We start from the raw sequence: 14,257 nt of genomic DNA on the forward strand, positions 1-14,257 counted from the left end.
TGGCCGTCTCAGGTGTTGGAATTCCAAAAGCCCCGCAGCGCGTGACGTCCCGGACACGCAAAAAAATGGCCTGGACGCGCGAAAAAGAATGGAGTCAGGGAATGAACCATCGTTTCGGTATCGATCCGATCCGCACAAGCACCATACAGCGCAAAGTCGTTCCGGGTACCGGCGGCCCCCGCATCCTCGTTGCGGATGACCACGCGCTGATGCGGCATGGCCTGGCGCTGGCGATCAAGGTCCGCTTCCCCGGCGCGTCGGTGATCGAGGCGGGCTCTCTGGCCGAGGCCATCGCCAAGGCCCGCGGCGCGGACGACCTTTCGGCGGTCCTGTTCGACCTGCAAATGGGTGACACCGACGGTCTCGCCGGGGTGGAAACAATGCTTCGCGTGCTCGACGGCGTGCCGCTGGTGGTGGTGTCCGGCACGCTCGACAGCGCCATGGTCAGCGCCTGCATCCGCGCCGGGGCCCGGGGGTTCCTGCCCAAGGGCTGCGACGTCGCGGTGCTGGACCATGCGCTGCCCGTCGTCATAGCCGGCGGCATCTACGCCCCCCTGCCCCAGGGGGTCGCCCCCGCCCAGCCCCTGTCCCCGTCCGCCGTCGGCGAGGAGAGCGGCGCCCGCATGGTGGAGGAATTGACCGAGCGCCAGCGCGAGGTGCTGAGGCTCCTGCTGCGCGGGCATTCGAACAAGGAGATCGCCCGGTCGCTCGGCGTCCTGGAAGGAACGGTGAAGGTCCACCTGCGCAGCATCATGCAGCGCCTGCGGGTCCGCAACCGGACGCAGCTCGCCCTCATCGCGTCGAAATCCGGGTTGGCCTGACGGCCTTCGGAACCCCGCCGGCCGGTGGTGGTTTTCGCCAAAGCACCCGAGCGCCAGGAACGCCGCATGGACCTACCGACCAAGGGATCCCCTAAGAAGAGGGCAACCGCGCACGCCGCGGGACAGCCATTCCAGTGCCGGCATGGCGGGCGCAAACGAGGCGGGAGCGGCCGATGCGGGGGCGGCCGATGACCGACGGCCCGGACGACGACCTGCAACGGCCCGGCCCCGACAGCCCCGGCGACGGGGAGCCGCTCGACGTGCAGGGCGGCGGGCAGAGCGCCGGCCTGCCGGCCGCCGGCGAGCATGAGGGGCACAGCGTCACGCCGCTGGGAAACCCCGGCGTCCTGCACTGGCAGAAGTCCTACATCTCCCGCCCCGGCCTGGAGGACCGCAGCAGCGTCTTCTTCGCCGCGGTCGAGATGACCCGCATGCCGATGGTCGTCGCCGACGCGCGCCTGCCGGACCAGCCGATCGTCTTCGTCAACCGCGCCTTCCTCGACATGACGCTGTACGAGGAGGAGGAGATCCTGGGGCGCAACTGCCGCTTCCTCCAAGGGGCGGAGACCGATCCGGACACCGTCGCGGAGGTCCGCAACGCCCTGCGCGAGCAGCGCGCCATCGCCGTGGACATCCTGAACTACAAGCGCGACGGCACGCCCTTCTGGAACGCGCTGTTCATCGGCCCGGTCTTCGACGAAAGCGGCGGGGAGCAGCTGTACTGGTTCGCCTCCCAGGTGGACATCACGCAGCGGCGGACGTCGGAACGCTCCATGCAGCAGGCCCAGAAGATGGAGGCGATCGGCCAGCTGACCGCCGGGCTGGCGCACGACTTCAACAACCTCCTCCAGGTCATCGCCGGAAACCTGGAGCTGGCGGCGACCCGCACCGGCGGCGACGACCTGCTGAAGCGCGCCATCGAGAACGCCGACCGCGCCACCCAGCAGGGCGCCAAGCTGACCCAGCACCTGCTGGCCTTCGCGCGCAAGCAGCGGCTCGACCCCAAGCGCATCAACCTGAACACGCTGATCGTCGAGTTCAGCGACATGCTGCTGCAGACCATGAGCGACGACGTCGACCTGCGGCTGGACCTGAAGCCGGGGCTGCCGAGCTGCACGGTCGATCCGGTCCAGCTGGAAATGGCGCTGCTGAATGTGCTGATCAACGCCCGCGACGCCATACGAGGCCAGGGGCAGGGCCAGGGCCAGGGGCAGGACCAGAGACAGGGGCAGGGGCAGTGCCAAGCGCAGGACGGCGTCAGCAAGGGCGGGCGGGTCACGGTCGCCACCGCCACGCTGGCGCTGGACGGCAACGCCCCGGCCCATCATCTGTCGCCGGGCCAGTATGTGGTGCTCTGCGTCCACGACGACGGGCCGGGCATGGAGCCGGAGGTGCTGCGCCGCGCCACGGAGCCCTTCTTCACCACCAAGGAACCCGGCACCGGCCTCGGCCTGTCGATGGTGCACGGCTTCGTGCAGCAGTCGAACGGCCGGCTGGAGATCGAAAGCGAGGCCGGGAGCGGCACCACCGTGCGCATGCTCTTCCCGGTGGACGTGGAGCGCGCCGTCCCGCCCCAGCCGGATCTGGTGCCCCAGGGCGCGCCCGCGCCGGATGCCCAGACGATCCTTCTGGTGGAGGACAGCGACGACGTCCGCGGCCTTGCCGAAGGGTACCTGCGCGGGCTCGGCTACCGCGTCCTGTCGGCGCGCAGCGGGGAGGAGGCGCTGGCCGTGCTGGAGGCCCGGGGTGCGGCCCAGGAGACAGACCGGGAATCGGTTCGGGAGTCGGTTCGGAGTCCGGGCCGGGATCCAGTTGATCTTTTGTTCACGGATTTGGTAATGCCGGGGGGCATGAGCGGGCTCGTGCTGGTGCAGCGGGTGCGTGAGCGGTTTCCGGACATGCCGGTGCTGCTGACCACGGGCTACACCGACGAACTCGCCTCGAACAACCCCGCCTCGAACAACGCCGCCTCGAACACCGTCTTTGGCCCGAGTGTCCAAATCTTGAACAAGCCTTACCGACGCACCGAACTGGCCGACCGGATCCGCGCCACGCTCAACAGCGCGCGGAGCAAGGGCTGAACCCGGTGACGCACATCCTTCTGGTCGAGGACGAGGTCCTCGTGGCGACGCTGTTCCAGGCGACGCTTGAAATGGCCGGCTACCGCGTCACGCTGGCGACCGACGGCCTCGAAGGGCTGGAGGCGGACGCCCAGGACCCCGCCGACGCCGTGGTGACCGACTTCCGGATGCCGCGCATGAACGGCGGGGAGATGCTGGCGCGCCTGCGCCAGCGCCGGGCCGACCTGCCGGCCATCATCGTCACGGGCTATGCCGGGGAGGTGGACCTGTCGGCCCCCTACACCGCGGTCGTGGCGAAGCCGGTCAGCCCGTCGGAGCTGACCCGGCGCCTGTCCCTGCTGTTCGAGGACATCGCCACGACGAAGGACTTCTGAAGGGGGGCCGCGCGGCGTCAGGCCGCGCGGATCTCGCCCAGGAAGGCGTCGACCTCCGACTTCAGCAGGGCCGCCTGCCGGGCCAACTCGTCGGAGGCGGTCTTCACGTTGCTGGTGGCGCCGCTGGTGTCCGCCTCCGCCCGCTGGATGCCGGACACGTTGTGGGAAACCTCCACCGTGCCGGTTGCCGCCTGCTGGGCGTTGCGGCTGATCTCGCCGGTGGCGGCGCTCTGCTGCTCCACCGACGCCGCCATTTCCGCCGTGGAACGGTCGATGTCGGCGACCTGCCCGATGATCGTGCGCATGGCGTCCACGGTGCGCGACGACGCGCTCTTCACCGCCGACAGGTTGGACGCGATCTGGTCGGTCATGGTGTGGGTCTGGTTGGCGAGATTCTTCACCTCGCTCGCCACCACGGCGAAGCCCTTCCCGGCCTCGCCCGCGCGGGCCGCCTCGATGGTGGCGTTCAGCGCCAGCAGGTTGGTCTGGCTGGCCACCGCGTTGATCGACGCGACGATCTGGTCCACCTGCTCGATCGCCGTGGACAGGGCGTCCAGTTCCCGCTGCGCCAGGCCGGCGCCGTCGGCCGCCGCCTTGGACCGGCTGGCCGCCAGGGAGACGCGTTCCGACAGGCCCTGGATGGAGGAGGACATCTCCTCCGACGCCGCGGCGACCGTCTGGACGTTGGCGCTGGCCTGCTCCGACGCTGCCGCCACGGCGACGCACTGGTTGCTGACCTCCTCCACCGCGGCGGACAGCTGGGTGGCGGTGGCCTGAAGCTCGGTCGCGGCACTGCCGACGCTGTTGACGATGCCGCCGACGCGGTCCTCGAAGCGGCGCGCGAGGTCGAGCATGGCCTGCCGCTTCTCCGCCCGGGCGCGCTCGTCCGCCTCCTTCGCCTCCTGCTCCATCCGGCGGTTGCGGATCAGGTTCTGCTTGAACACCTGCACCGCCCGCGCCATCGCCCCGATCTCGTCCTTGTGGTCGAGCGCCGGCACCTCCACCCCGACATCGCCGTCGGCGAGGCGGGTCATCGCGCCGGTCATGGTCTGCACCGGCTTCGACACGCTGAGCTGCATCAGCAGCCAGGCCCCCGCGGCCAGCAGGCCGACCAGAGCGACGATCAGCCCGGTCATGACCTTGGCGTGGTCGTAGGTGTCCTCGCCCGCCTTCACCGCGGCGTCGCCGCCGTTGGTGTTGATCGTGATGATGCGGTCCAGCCCGTCCATCACCTTCTGGTAGGCTTCGCGCGACCGGCCCATGAAGAGCGCCGCCGCCTTCTGGCCGTCGTTCTGGCGCGACAGGGCGAGCAGTTCCTTGTGGATCGCCAGATATTCGGCGAGCGCCGCCTTCACCTCCTGGTACACGGCCGTTTCGGCGCCCGGCGTGATGGTCGGCTCGTACTTGGCCTGGTCGGCGCGTATCACCGACAGGCGCTCCTCCAGGTCCTTTTCGACCTTGGTCTTTCCAACCTCGTCGGTGGACAGGATGTGGCGGGACTCGGCGATGCGGAACTTGCCGAAGTCGATGCTGACGGCCGAGGCATAGCGCATGCCGACCAACCAGTTCGTCCCGAGATCCCGCGCCACGTCGTTGACGATGGCCAGGCGGGATCCGGCGAAGACGCCGAGCCCGATGACGAGCAGGAACATGGCCGCGAACACGGCGGCCAGCTTGGCCTTGATGCTGATGCTGTTCATGGAGGAACACCGGAATTCGATGATGGCTGGCGGAAATGACCCACTCCCGCCAGCCGTCACGGATCGCACAGATTGCGCCGGGCGCCCTTGACGTCGATCAAAAGTGATCAAATCAAATGCAACCCAAATGTCATATTTTCGGGCGCGCCCAAGGTGGTCGACGTCGGCTTCGACATCGTGGAACGGGCGACCCGCTGAGCGGCGGCGCGCCCCACGCCTTTGCACATCCGTGCGGCAAATTTCCGCAGCGCCGTTGCCGATCGGACGACAATTTCCGATAATCGCGGTGTTGCGGCTACGGCATTCATAAGTATTCGCCGCTCCGGCCCGAACGCTTCTCCTTTTCGTTTACAAGCAAGCGTGCAGCAATGGGCATCGAGTCATGGGCGGCCCTGGCCCTGGCGGGGGTGATGATCGGCAGTTTCCTGAACGTCGTGATCCACCGCCTGCCGATCATGATCGAGCGCGCCGGAAACGGCGCCGAAGGGCGCTACGATCTGGCCTGGCCGCCGTCGGCCTGCCCCGGTTGCGGGCGCCCCGTCCGCGCGCTGGAGAATGTGCCGGTCGTCAGCTTCCTCCTGCTGCGCGGGCGATGCGCCGGGTGCGGCCGGCGCATCGGCTGGCGCTACCCCGCGGTCGAGATCCTGGGCGGCCTGCTGCCGGTGGCGTTCGGCCTTCTGCTGCCGCCGGGCCCGGTCGCCGCGCTGTCCGGGGCGCTGTTCGTCTGGCTGCTGCTGGCCATCACGGTCACCGACCTGGAGTCGGGGCTGATCCCGGACGCGCTGTCCCTGACGCTGCTCTGGTCCGGGCTCCTGGTTTCAGCCTGCGGCGGACCCTTCGTCGGCCCGGCCGATTCCGTGCGCGGGGCCGCCGCCGGCTATCTCGCGCTGCGGGTCGTCGAGGCGCTCGCGGAGCGTGCCTACGGGCGGCCGGCGCTGGGGCGCGGCGATGCCAAGCTCCTGGGCGCCCTTGGCGCGTGGGTCGGCTGGCAGGGGCTGGGCGCAACTCTGTTCCTCGGCTCGTCCATCGGCGCGCTCACCGGCATCGCCCTGATCGCAGCCCGCCGCCTGGACCGCCGCGCCGCCATCCCCTTCGGCCCGTTCCTCGCGGCGGGAGGGGTCATCGCCCTGCTGTTCGGCAAGGATTTGGCCACCGTTCTTCCAGCACTTCCTTTCGTATTCAAATAGGAAAGGACCCGTTCCTTCACGCGCTGAACAGCAAAAAGCATTCATATGTATGATTTTGAAAGTTATCGTTGATTTTCTTTAACTTATTGAGATCGCGTTGACTAAGTTGATCGGCACTGTTACGAATCACTTCTATGCGGTTTACTTTTTGCATATGAATGCATGTAAAAAAGGACGGGATTGGTCCTATGAAGTCCATATTCTATGAATTTCGTAAGATCATCACCTTTGCATTGTGCGCGACCGCCGTTTGTTTATCGCTTCCCGCATACGCAGCGGACATAACATGGAAATATCAACTTTTTGAGCGCGAATTTTTTGACGAAGACATACGCGTCGTGTTGGGCCGCATCCTGCAGGAAAACGACACGCAGGTGAGCTTCCGCCCCGGTGTGGACGGCCGGGTCAGCTTCAACTTCCGCAACATGCCGCTCCAGGCGGCGTTCAACAAGATCGTCCAGGAAAACAACCTCGAATACACGTACGACGAGACCACCCGGACCGTCACCCTGTCGGCGTCGCTGCCGGGCCGGCTGATCACGCTGGCCCACGCCACGGCGTCGCAGTTCCAGAGCGCGAAGGCCCGGCTGGGCCTGCGCGGCGACATTGTCGTCGACGACGTCAACGGCATCGCCCTGTTGCGCGGCACGCCCGAGCAGGTCTCCCGCCTGGAGGAGCTGGCGCAGCAGCTGGACCGCGCCGAACAGGCGCGCAACGCCGAGTTGGACAAGCGCCTGCAGACCGACACCGCCCGCGGGACCGAGGACGCGCAGCGCCGGGCCGCCGACGCCGAGGCGCGGGAGCGCGAGGAGCGCGCCCAGGCGCGCGCGCGCCTGCGTCAGGAGGTGTTGAGCACGCAGACCAAGGTCATCACCGTCCGCTACGCCAACGTCGGTCCGACGACGCAGATCTTCCAAGGGCAGACGGTGACCATCCCGGGCCTGGACGACACGCTGCGCACGCTGCTGGGCATCAACGAGACGAAGGGCGGAGCGGCGAGCGCCGCCAACGCCGCCGCCGCCGCCGCGGAGGCGGCCGCCAAGTCGGCCAGCGCCGCCGGCCTCAGCAGCCAGGACGTCGAGGAACTCGCCCGCATCCGCCGCGAACTCGGCCTGGTGCCGCCGGTCATCTCGATCGACCCGCGCTCCAACGCCGTCATCGTGCGCGGATCGCCGACGGCCATCGCGGACGTGGAGCAGCTGATCGCGCGGCTTGACCGCCCATTGCCGCTGGTGGAGATCGAGGTGATGATCGTCCGCGCCCGCCGCGGCGTCGCGGAGGAACTGGGCATCCGCTGGGGCGGGGCCGCCCTGCTGACCTCCAAGGGCGATTCCTACGGGTCGGCCTTCTCCACCGGCATCGACCAGAAGAACCTGGTCGCGCCGACCAACGCGACGCAGCAGCAGGTTCCCTCGCAGATCACCAGCCAGACGGGGGCGGGCGGGACGTCGACGCAGATCAACAACACGTCCTTCGTCTCCACCCCCGTCCAGCCGCTGAACCCGCTGACCCTGCTGCCGACCACGCTCGGCGGCTCCCTGGCCAGCTTCGTGTTCCGCGGCAGCGACGTCGCCCTGCAGGCGCAGATCAACGCGCTGTCGCAGGCGCAGAAGCTGCAGACCATCGCCGCACCGCGCGTCACCACGCTGAACAACCTGAACGCCAAGATCACCAACGACCGCACCCAGTACCTGGCGATCCCCCCCGCCCCGAACGCGCCCGGCGGCTTCCAGGAGGTCAAGGCCGGCCTGATCCTGAACATCACGCCGTCGCTGATCGGCCAGGAGGACAACGCCGAGCAGGGACAGATCCGGCTGAACATCAACGCGTCGGACAAGGACATCACCCTGGCCCAGGGCCGCCCCACGCTGACCGGCAACGAGGTGCAGACCCAGGTCATCATCCGCAACGGCGCGACCTTCGTCATGGGCGGCCTGATGAACGACACCCGCATCGAAGGCAAGGACTCCGTGCCGCTGCTGTCGGACATCCCGCTCCTGGGCGAGCTGTTCAAGTCGCGCAATTCGGTGTCGGACCTGGAAGAGACGATCTTCTTCATCACGCCCCGGATCGTGCAGCCGAACAGCGAGTTCGCCCAGGACATCGCGCAGCACCGCTACCTGGACGGCCAGCGCGCGAGGCTGGCCGAGATGCGGCAGGACGTGCAGTCCAGAAGCCAGCTCATCGACCTGAACCCGTCCTTCATCGAAGAGGACGAGTGAAGCGGAAGGGGCACGGCCATGCTGCGCATCATCACCTCGATCAACGTCCTGGTGGGCATCCTCGCCCTGGCCGCCGCCGTCCTGGCACCGCCGCTGCTGGACCTCCTGATGGCCGGGGCCGCGCGGGCCGGCGCGGAGAAGCAGGTGCTGCTGATCGCGGACGCCGAAAGGCGGATGTTCGGGAACCGCGAACGCTTCGTCATCTTCAGTTCGCTGCCGCAGAGCACCGCCGATGCGGCGAACCAGCTCGGCGTCACGATCGCCCAGGGGGACTTCGTCTTCGACGCCTACAGCGACCCGCGCAACGCGCTGGTCATCCGCGCCTTCACGGCCCCCGCCGCGCTCAACCGCGGCACGCTGCCCCCGATGCTGTTCCGCTACACGATCCGCGAGGCCGGCGGCACAGGCTCCGGCGAGTGGGTGCGCCTGTCCGACAAGGCGCACGGGCTTCTCGGCCTTCCCGACACGCTTGCCGCCCTGTTCTGACTGGAGACTCCGACCGATGAGGCCCGTCCCCCTCGCCGCCCTCGCCGCCGCCTACGTGCTGACCGCCCCCGTGCTGACCGCTTGCGTGCAGACCACGGGGACCGGCACGGGCACGGCGGCCATGGGCACGGCGGCCGTGGTGACGCCAGCGGCCGACGCCGGATCCGCCGTCGCGCTCCGCCCGCCGGGCACCCCCGCCCGCCCGGCGGTCGCCCTGGCCCCGCCGCAATGGCGTGTGGGCGACACGTGGCAGTACAGCGACGGCTACGGCATGCGCGTGACGGAGGTCAACGGCCCCGCCGCGCGCTTCCAGCGCACCGACGCGCCCGGCCAGTGGTACATCGCGCGCGGGCCGTTCCGCGAGCAGCTGCAGTCGCGCAACGCCCTGCGCCAGGTCGTCTTCCAGTCCGAGGACCCGCAGCGCCTCTACACCGTCCCGCCCGGCGAGCCCGTGGTCTTCCGGCGCGAGTACATGCGCAACGGCGTGCTGGTCCGGCACCGCACGTCGTGGACGGTCGAAGGAACCGAGACGATCACCGTTCCCGCGGGCACCTTCGACGCCGTCATCCTGGTGATGCGCACGCGCAGCACGACCGGCAACTGGACCGCCTACGAGCGCTGGTGGTACGCGCCGGCGGTCCGCAACTACGTGCGCATGGAATTCAAGTACGGCGAGGCGCCCGACAACGCGCGCGTGCTCACCGCCTACAGCCTCAAATGACTACGCCCACACATGACCGGCGCCCACAGATGACAGCCGCCCGGCGACACCGGTGCCGAAGCAAGGAGCAGCATCCATGAACGCCAGCGCGAAGACGCAAAAGGGCTTCACGCTCGTCGAGCTGATGGTCGTCGTGGCGATCATCGGCATCCTCGCCTCCATCGGCATCCCCCAGCTTACCCGCTTCGTCCGGCAGGCCGAGACGAGCGAGCCGGCGGAGCGCATGGCCGACATCGCCCGCAGCGTGCAGGGCTACGTCGACGCCAACCCGACCATCGCCGCCGACACGCTGGCCGGCCAGGTCAACAACAAGCAGGCGATCAACGGCTGCACCACCAACTGCGTGGACACGGTCATCCCGACCGTGTCCATCCCGACGAACAGCCGCTGGCGCTACGTCGTCGGCGTCTCGGCCAACGCCACCTCGCGCGCGCTGGGCGTCTGCATCGTGGCACAGCGCTGCTCCGCGGCCGTCACCTCGGGCATCTGCAGCGCCTACGACCCCGGCGGCGTCCTGTTCTCCAACCGCGACACCAGCACGGAGATCGCCGCCGGGGCCACCGGATGGGACGGCCCCTACAACCGCATCAGCTTCATCTCCGGCAACGCGACGATGGCGCTGCTGGCCGCGGGCGCCTGCCCCGCCGTCACGATGAGCGCGGCGGCCGCATCGGCCCCGTCCGCCATCGCGCCCTGAGGCCGCCCATGACGCATCCCCCCTTTTTCACCTCCGCACCGGCAGACGGGCCCGTGCTGGTGTCGGGCTCCGCCCGCTTCCGGGATTGGCGCTGGCTCGGCGAGGGGGGGACCTCGACCGTCTACAAGGCTTACGACGACGCGCTCGGCTACGACGTCGCCATAAAGGTGCTGCGCGCGGACAGGCTGTCGGACCCGGAGCAGCGCCGGATGCTGCTGCCTAGCCTGTCCGCCGAGGTGGTGATCTCCCGACGCCTCCGCCACCCGAACATCTGCTCCGTCCACGACCTATACGAAGGGGAGAAAGGGGTTGGCGTGGTCATGGACATCGTGGAGGGAAGCGAACTGCGCGACTGGATGAAGTCAAACGCCAACGCCCTGCTCGACACCGCGCCGCAGCGGCTGGACCTGCTGCGCACGCTCACCCAAACGCTGGCGGTGGCGCACCGGGAGATCGTGCACCGCGACCTGAAGCCGGAGAACGTCGTCCTGCGGAACGACAACGTCCGCGAGCCGGTGATCATGGACTTCGGCTTTGCTCTGCTGGGCAAGGCATCCGCCGACAGCATGGTGTGGCTGTCCTTCCGCTACGCGGCGCCCGAACAGTATCTCGCCCCGCAGGCGGTGGACCGCCGGGCCGACCTGTGGGCGCTGGGCGTGATGGCCTACGAGCTGTTCGCGGGAGAGGTGCCGCCCAACTCCCTGAAGGACGTCAAGCAGACCGGCCGGGTGCCGCGCATCCCCATCGACGAGATCGAACCACCGAGCCGGCGCAACGCCGCGGTGCCGCCGGCGCTCGACCGCATCATCCTCCGGCTGATGGAGTACGAGCCGGACCGGCGCTTCCAGACCGCGGGCGAGGTGCTCGCCGCGCTCGACACGGTGCGGCTGGTCGAAAAGGGCTGGGTTGGACAGGGCGCGCGGACGGACGGCCGCCGGTCGCGCGCCATCCGCGTGGAAGGCGGCGACTACAACGTCGGTTCCAACGCCGGGAGCAAGGCGCGAAAGAACGAGGGGACTGGACGCCGCGTGCGCGTCACACCCTTCCTGATTGACCCCTACCCGGTCACCCACGCGGATTACGAGGCCTTCGCGAAGACGACCGGCCACGCCCTGCCCCCCTTGCCCCACCGCAACACCGGAAACTTCGCCAGCCATCCCGTGGTCGGGATCACCCACGCCGAGGCGACGGCCTACGCCCGCTGGGCCGGGGGGTTCCTGCCGACCGAGGTGCAATGGGAATGCGCCGCGCGCGGTGGCGTGCCGCTGGTGGAGTATCCCTGGGGCTCCGACCCGCCGGGACCGGCCGTCGCGAACATCGATGGCGCCGCGCGGAACACCACGCCCGTAGGATCCTTCCCGTTGGGGATGAACCCGCTGGGCATCGGCGATTTGTGTGGCAACGTTTGGGAATGGTGCCGGGACATCTACGATCCAGATTTCCTCCGCGCCATCCCGAAGGATGTCGTGGACCCGGTCAACGACGGGCCGGTTGGACCGCGGGTGCTGCGCGGCGGCAGTTTCGAAAGCCTTTCCGTGCAGGGCCGCTGCGCCTTCCGCAACTGGGCGGCTCCGGACGAGCGGCGCTGGGACTTCGGGTTCCGCGTGGCCTATGCCGCGGACGACGATGGGAACCCGACGGCATGACGACCGAAGCGCCGAACCCGGTTCCTGCCCAGGCGCGCCCCGCCATCCGCATCCTCATGCGCCTGCCCCGCGGGGAGGAGGAGACGATCGACCTCGGCGGCGAGTCCGAACGCTATGTGGTCGGACGTTCCGACGCGAACGCCACGCTGGTCGACGTTGCGGTTCCCGACAGGCACGTGTCGCGCCGCCATTGCGTCGTGGCCTGGAACGGCGAGCAGGGGGCCTGGACGCTGGCGGACCTGAACAGCGCCAACGGAACCAGCCTGGACGACACCCCCGTGGGCGACCGGCCGGTGGTGCTAGCCGACGGCGCCCGCGTGAAGCTCGGCGCCACGCAGCTGACCTTCATCTTCCACGCCGCCGGTTCCGGCGAGACCTGGACGGCTCCGCCAACGGTGGACACCGAGCCTATCCCGCCGGACGGTGCGCTCGCGGCGGAGCCTTTTCTCGGAAGCGGAAGCCGGGATCTTCGCATCGGCCGGCACCTTCCCGACGCGGCCCTCCTCGACCGGCCGCAACCGGGTGTAGACCGGATGACCACGGAGCCCGTCCCGCCGGCCGACGCCGCCGTGGAGCGGCGCAGCACGGCAACGCCTCCGAACCCGGACATCGCGCTGGGCAGCGTCGCCCGCCAGCTGGTGGACGTCGGCTTGCTGACCCAGGCCCGCGCGCTGTCCCTGTCGCAGGGGGCGCGGGATTCCGGGATCACCTTCTTCCGCGCGGTGGCCGAGGATCCCCAGGCCCGGTTCATCGACGACATCTACCGGCTGGTCGCCTTCACCCACGGGCTGATGCTGATCGAGTCGGAAAGGGAGCTGATCGCCAAGGCCAGGGCGACGCCCTGGCTGTCCTTCGCGCAGGCGGAACGCCGCGGGGCGGTGCTGCTGGAGGCGGAGGACGGCAAGCCCTGCTACGCCACCATCGATCCCTTCGACCTCGTTTTCCAGGATTGGGTCGAGCGCTGTTCGGGCGAGAGCCACGCCCGGAAGCTCGTGATGCCCGCGGTGTTCAAGGCCGCGCTCCGGCGCCTGAAGAACCGGTCCGACGACGACGGCAGCGTGAACCTGCTGGTCATCGACATGTCCGCGGACGAACAGCAGCGGCTCGCCATCGAGATCGAGCGGGGCGACATCCCGCAGATCGTCGACTACCACATCCAGAAGGCCGCCATGAACGGGGCGTCCGACATCCATGTGGAGCCGCTGGAAGACTGCCTGCTGTTCCGCTTCCGCGTGGACGGCATCCTGCACGAGGAAAGCTCGCTTCCCATCGCGATGCATCCGGAGCTGTCGTCGCGCATCAAGATCATCTCCGGCATGGACGTTGCGGAAAAGCGCCGCCCGCAGGACGGCCGCATCGGCACCCTGATCCAGGGCCGCCCGATCGACGTGCGCGTGTCGTCCTACCCCACCATCTACGGCGAGAAGCTGGTGCTGCGCCTGCTGGACAAGAACGCGCTCCGCCCGTCGCCGGAACATCTGGGCATGATGCCGCGCGACCTGCGCCTGCTGTACGAGAAGCTGAACGCGCCCTTCGGACTGTGCATGATCAGCGGCCCCACGGGGTCCGGCAAGACGACCACGCTCTATTCCTGCCTGGGCAGCATCGACCGGAAGGCCAGGAACGTCCTGACGGTGGAGGACCCGGTGGAATACCGGCTGAAAGGCGTCCACCAGATGCAGGTCAACGAACGCATCGGCCTGACCTTCGCGTCCGGCCTGCGCACCATCCTGCGTCAGGACCCCGACGTGATCATGGTGGGCGAGTGCCGCGACACGGAGACGGCGGCCATGGCGATCCAGGCTTCCCTGACCGGCCACATCGTCTTCTCCACCATCCACACCAACGACGCGGTCGGCGTGGTCACCCGCCTGCTGGACATGGACATCGACCGCTTCCTGGTCGCCAACGCGCTGACGCTGGCCATCGCCCAGCGCCTCGTGCGCACCGTCTGCCCGCATTGCGAGGCCCGGGTGCCGGGGACCAAGGTGCGCCGCCAGCTGATGGACGACGGCATCTGCGACCAACGGCTGGCGAGCCTCGGAATCGAGATCGGCGACGACGCCAGCTATGCCCAGGGCATGGGCTGCGTGCAGTGCCGCAACACCGGCTATCTCGGCCGGCACGCCGTGTTCGAGGTGTTCGAAATGACGAACGCCGCCCGCTCCATGATCATGGCGCCCAACTTCAACGCCGACGAATTGCGGCGCGCGGCGCGCGACGCCGGCATGACGACGCTGATCAGCCACGGGCTGCATCAGATCGAGGCCGGCCTCACCACGCACGCGGAGGTCCTCCGCGTCCTGGGCGAAACCTACTGAC

The 14,257-nt window shown here is 68.8% G+C and carries 11 protein-coding genes; 10 read left to right on the top strand and 1 reads right to left on the bottom strand.

The genetic code is table 11. The features are described from left to right. The first annotated feature begins 101 nt into the window (after nt 1-101). From J2851_RS26075 to J2851_RS26085, 3 genes are all read left to right on the top strand, one after another. The gene (locus J2851_RS26075; RefSeq protein WP_209769965.1) at nt 102-821 is read left to right on the top strand and encodes a LuxR C-terminal-related transcriptional regulator; all 720 of its coding nucleotides are present in this window, start codon (nt 102-104) and stop codon (nt 819-821) included. A gap of 188 nt (nt 822-1,009) precedes the next feature. Continuing rightward, nucleotides 1,010-2,902 carry a PAS domain-containing protein gene (locus J2851_RS26080; protein WP_209769966.1) on the top strand — a complete coding sequence of 631 codons (1,893 nt, stop codon included), beginning with the start codon at nt 1,010-1,012 and terminating at the stop codon, nt 2,900-2,902. Nucleotides 2,903-2,907: 5 nt separating this feature from the next. Beyond that, the gene (locus J2851_RS26085) at nt 2,908-3,276 is read left to right on the top strand and encodes a response regulator (protein WP_209769967.1); all 369 of its coding nucleotides are present in this window, start codon (nt 2,908-2,910) and stop codon (nt 3,274-3,276) included. Between the two features lie 17 nt (nt 3,277-3,293). Here J2851_RS26085 and J2851_RS26090 read toward each other — a convergent pair whose 3' ends face one another. After that, nucleotides 3,294-4,976, bottom strand: coding sequence for a methyl-accepting chemotaxis protein (locus J2851_RS26090; RefSeq protein ID WP_209769968.1), 1,683 nt, complete (start codon nt 4,974-4,976; stop codon nt 3,294-3,296). Nucleotides 4,977-5,344: 368 nt separating this feature from the next. On the opposite strand from J2851_RS26090, the gene J2851_RS26095 reads away from it, so the two are divergent. The 7 genes from J2851_RS26095 to J2851_RS26125 all read left to right on the top strand — a co-directional run bounded on the left by J2851_RS26095 (nt 5,345) and on the right by J2851_RS26125 (nt 14,256). Further along, complete coding sequence (locus J2851_RS26095) at nt 5,345-6,163, top strand: prepilin peptidase (RefSeq protein WP_209769969.1); 819 nt, start codon at nt 5,345-5,347, stop codon at nt 6,161-6,163. 338 nt (nt 6,164-6,501) lie between these two features. Continuing rightward, nucleotides 6,502-8,385 carry a secretin N-terminal domain-containing protein gene (locus J2851_RS26100; protein WP_209769970.1) on the top strand — a complete coding sequence of 628 codons (1,884 nt, stop codon included), beginning with the start codon at nt 6,502-6,504 and terminating at the stop codon, nt 8,383-8,385. Nucleotides 8,386-8,403: 18 nt separating this feature from the next. Beyond that, nucleotides 8,404-8,871: a hypothetical protein gene (locus tag J2851_RS26105; protein WP_209769972.1), complete on the top strand. Its 468-nt coding sequence runs from the start codon at nt 8,404-8,406 to the stop codon at nt 8,869-8,871. A 16-nt stretch (nt 8,872-8,887) separates the two neighbouring features. Next, nucleotides 8,888-9,592 carry a hypothetical protein gene (locus J2851_RS26110; RefSeq protein ID WP_209769974.1) on the top strand — a complete coding sequence of 235 codons (705 nt, stop codon included), beginning with the start codon at nt 8,888-8,890 and terminating at the stop codon, nt 9,590-9,592. 76 nt (nt 9,593-9,668) lie between these two features. Then, the gene (locus tag J2851_RS36400; protein ID WP_209769976.1) at nt 9,669-10,289 is read left to right on the top strand and encodes a type IV pilin protein; all 621 of its coding nucleotides are present in this window, start codon (nt 9,669-9,671) and stop codon (nt 10,287-10,289) included. Nucleotides 10,290-10,297: 8 nt separating this feature from the next. Further along, on the top strand, nt 10,298-11,935 hold the full coding sequence (locus tag J2851_RS26120) for a bifunctional serine/threonine-protein kinase/formylglycine-generating enzyme family protein (protein WP_209769978.1): 1,638 nt from the start codon (nt 10,298-10,300) through the stop codon (nt 11,933-11,935). Next, nucleotides 11,932-14,256, top strand: coding sequence for an ATPase, T2SS/T4P/T4SS family (locus J2851_RS26125; protein WP_209769980.1), 2,325 nt, complete (start codon nt 11,932-11,934; stop codon nt 14,254-14,256). Before J2851_RS26120 ends, J2851_RS26125 begins: the two co-directional genes overlap by 4 nt. Nucleotide 14,257 lies beyond the last annotated feature (1 nt).

This window comes from Azospirillum rugosum (assembly GCF_017876155.1).
GTDB classification, from domain to species: domain Bacteria; phylum Pseudomonadota; class Alphaproteobacteria; order Azospirillales; family Azospirillaceae; genus Azospirillum; species Azospirillum rugosum.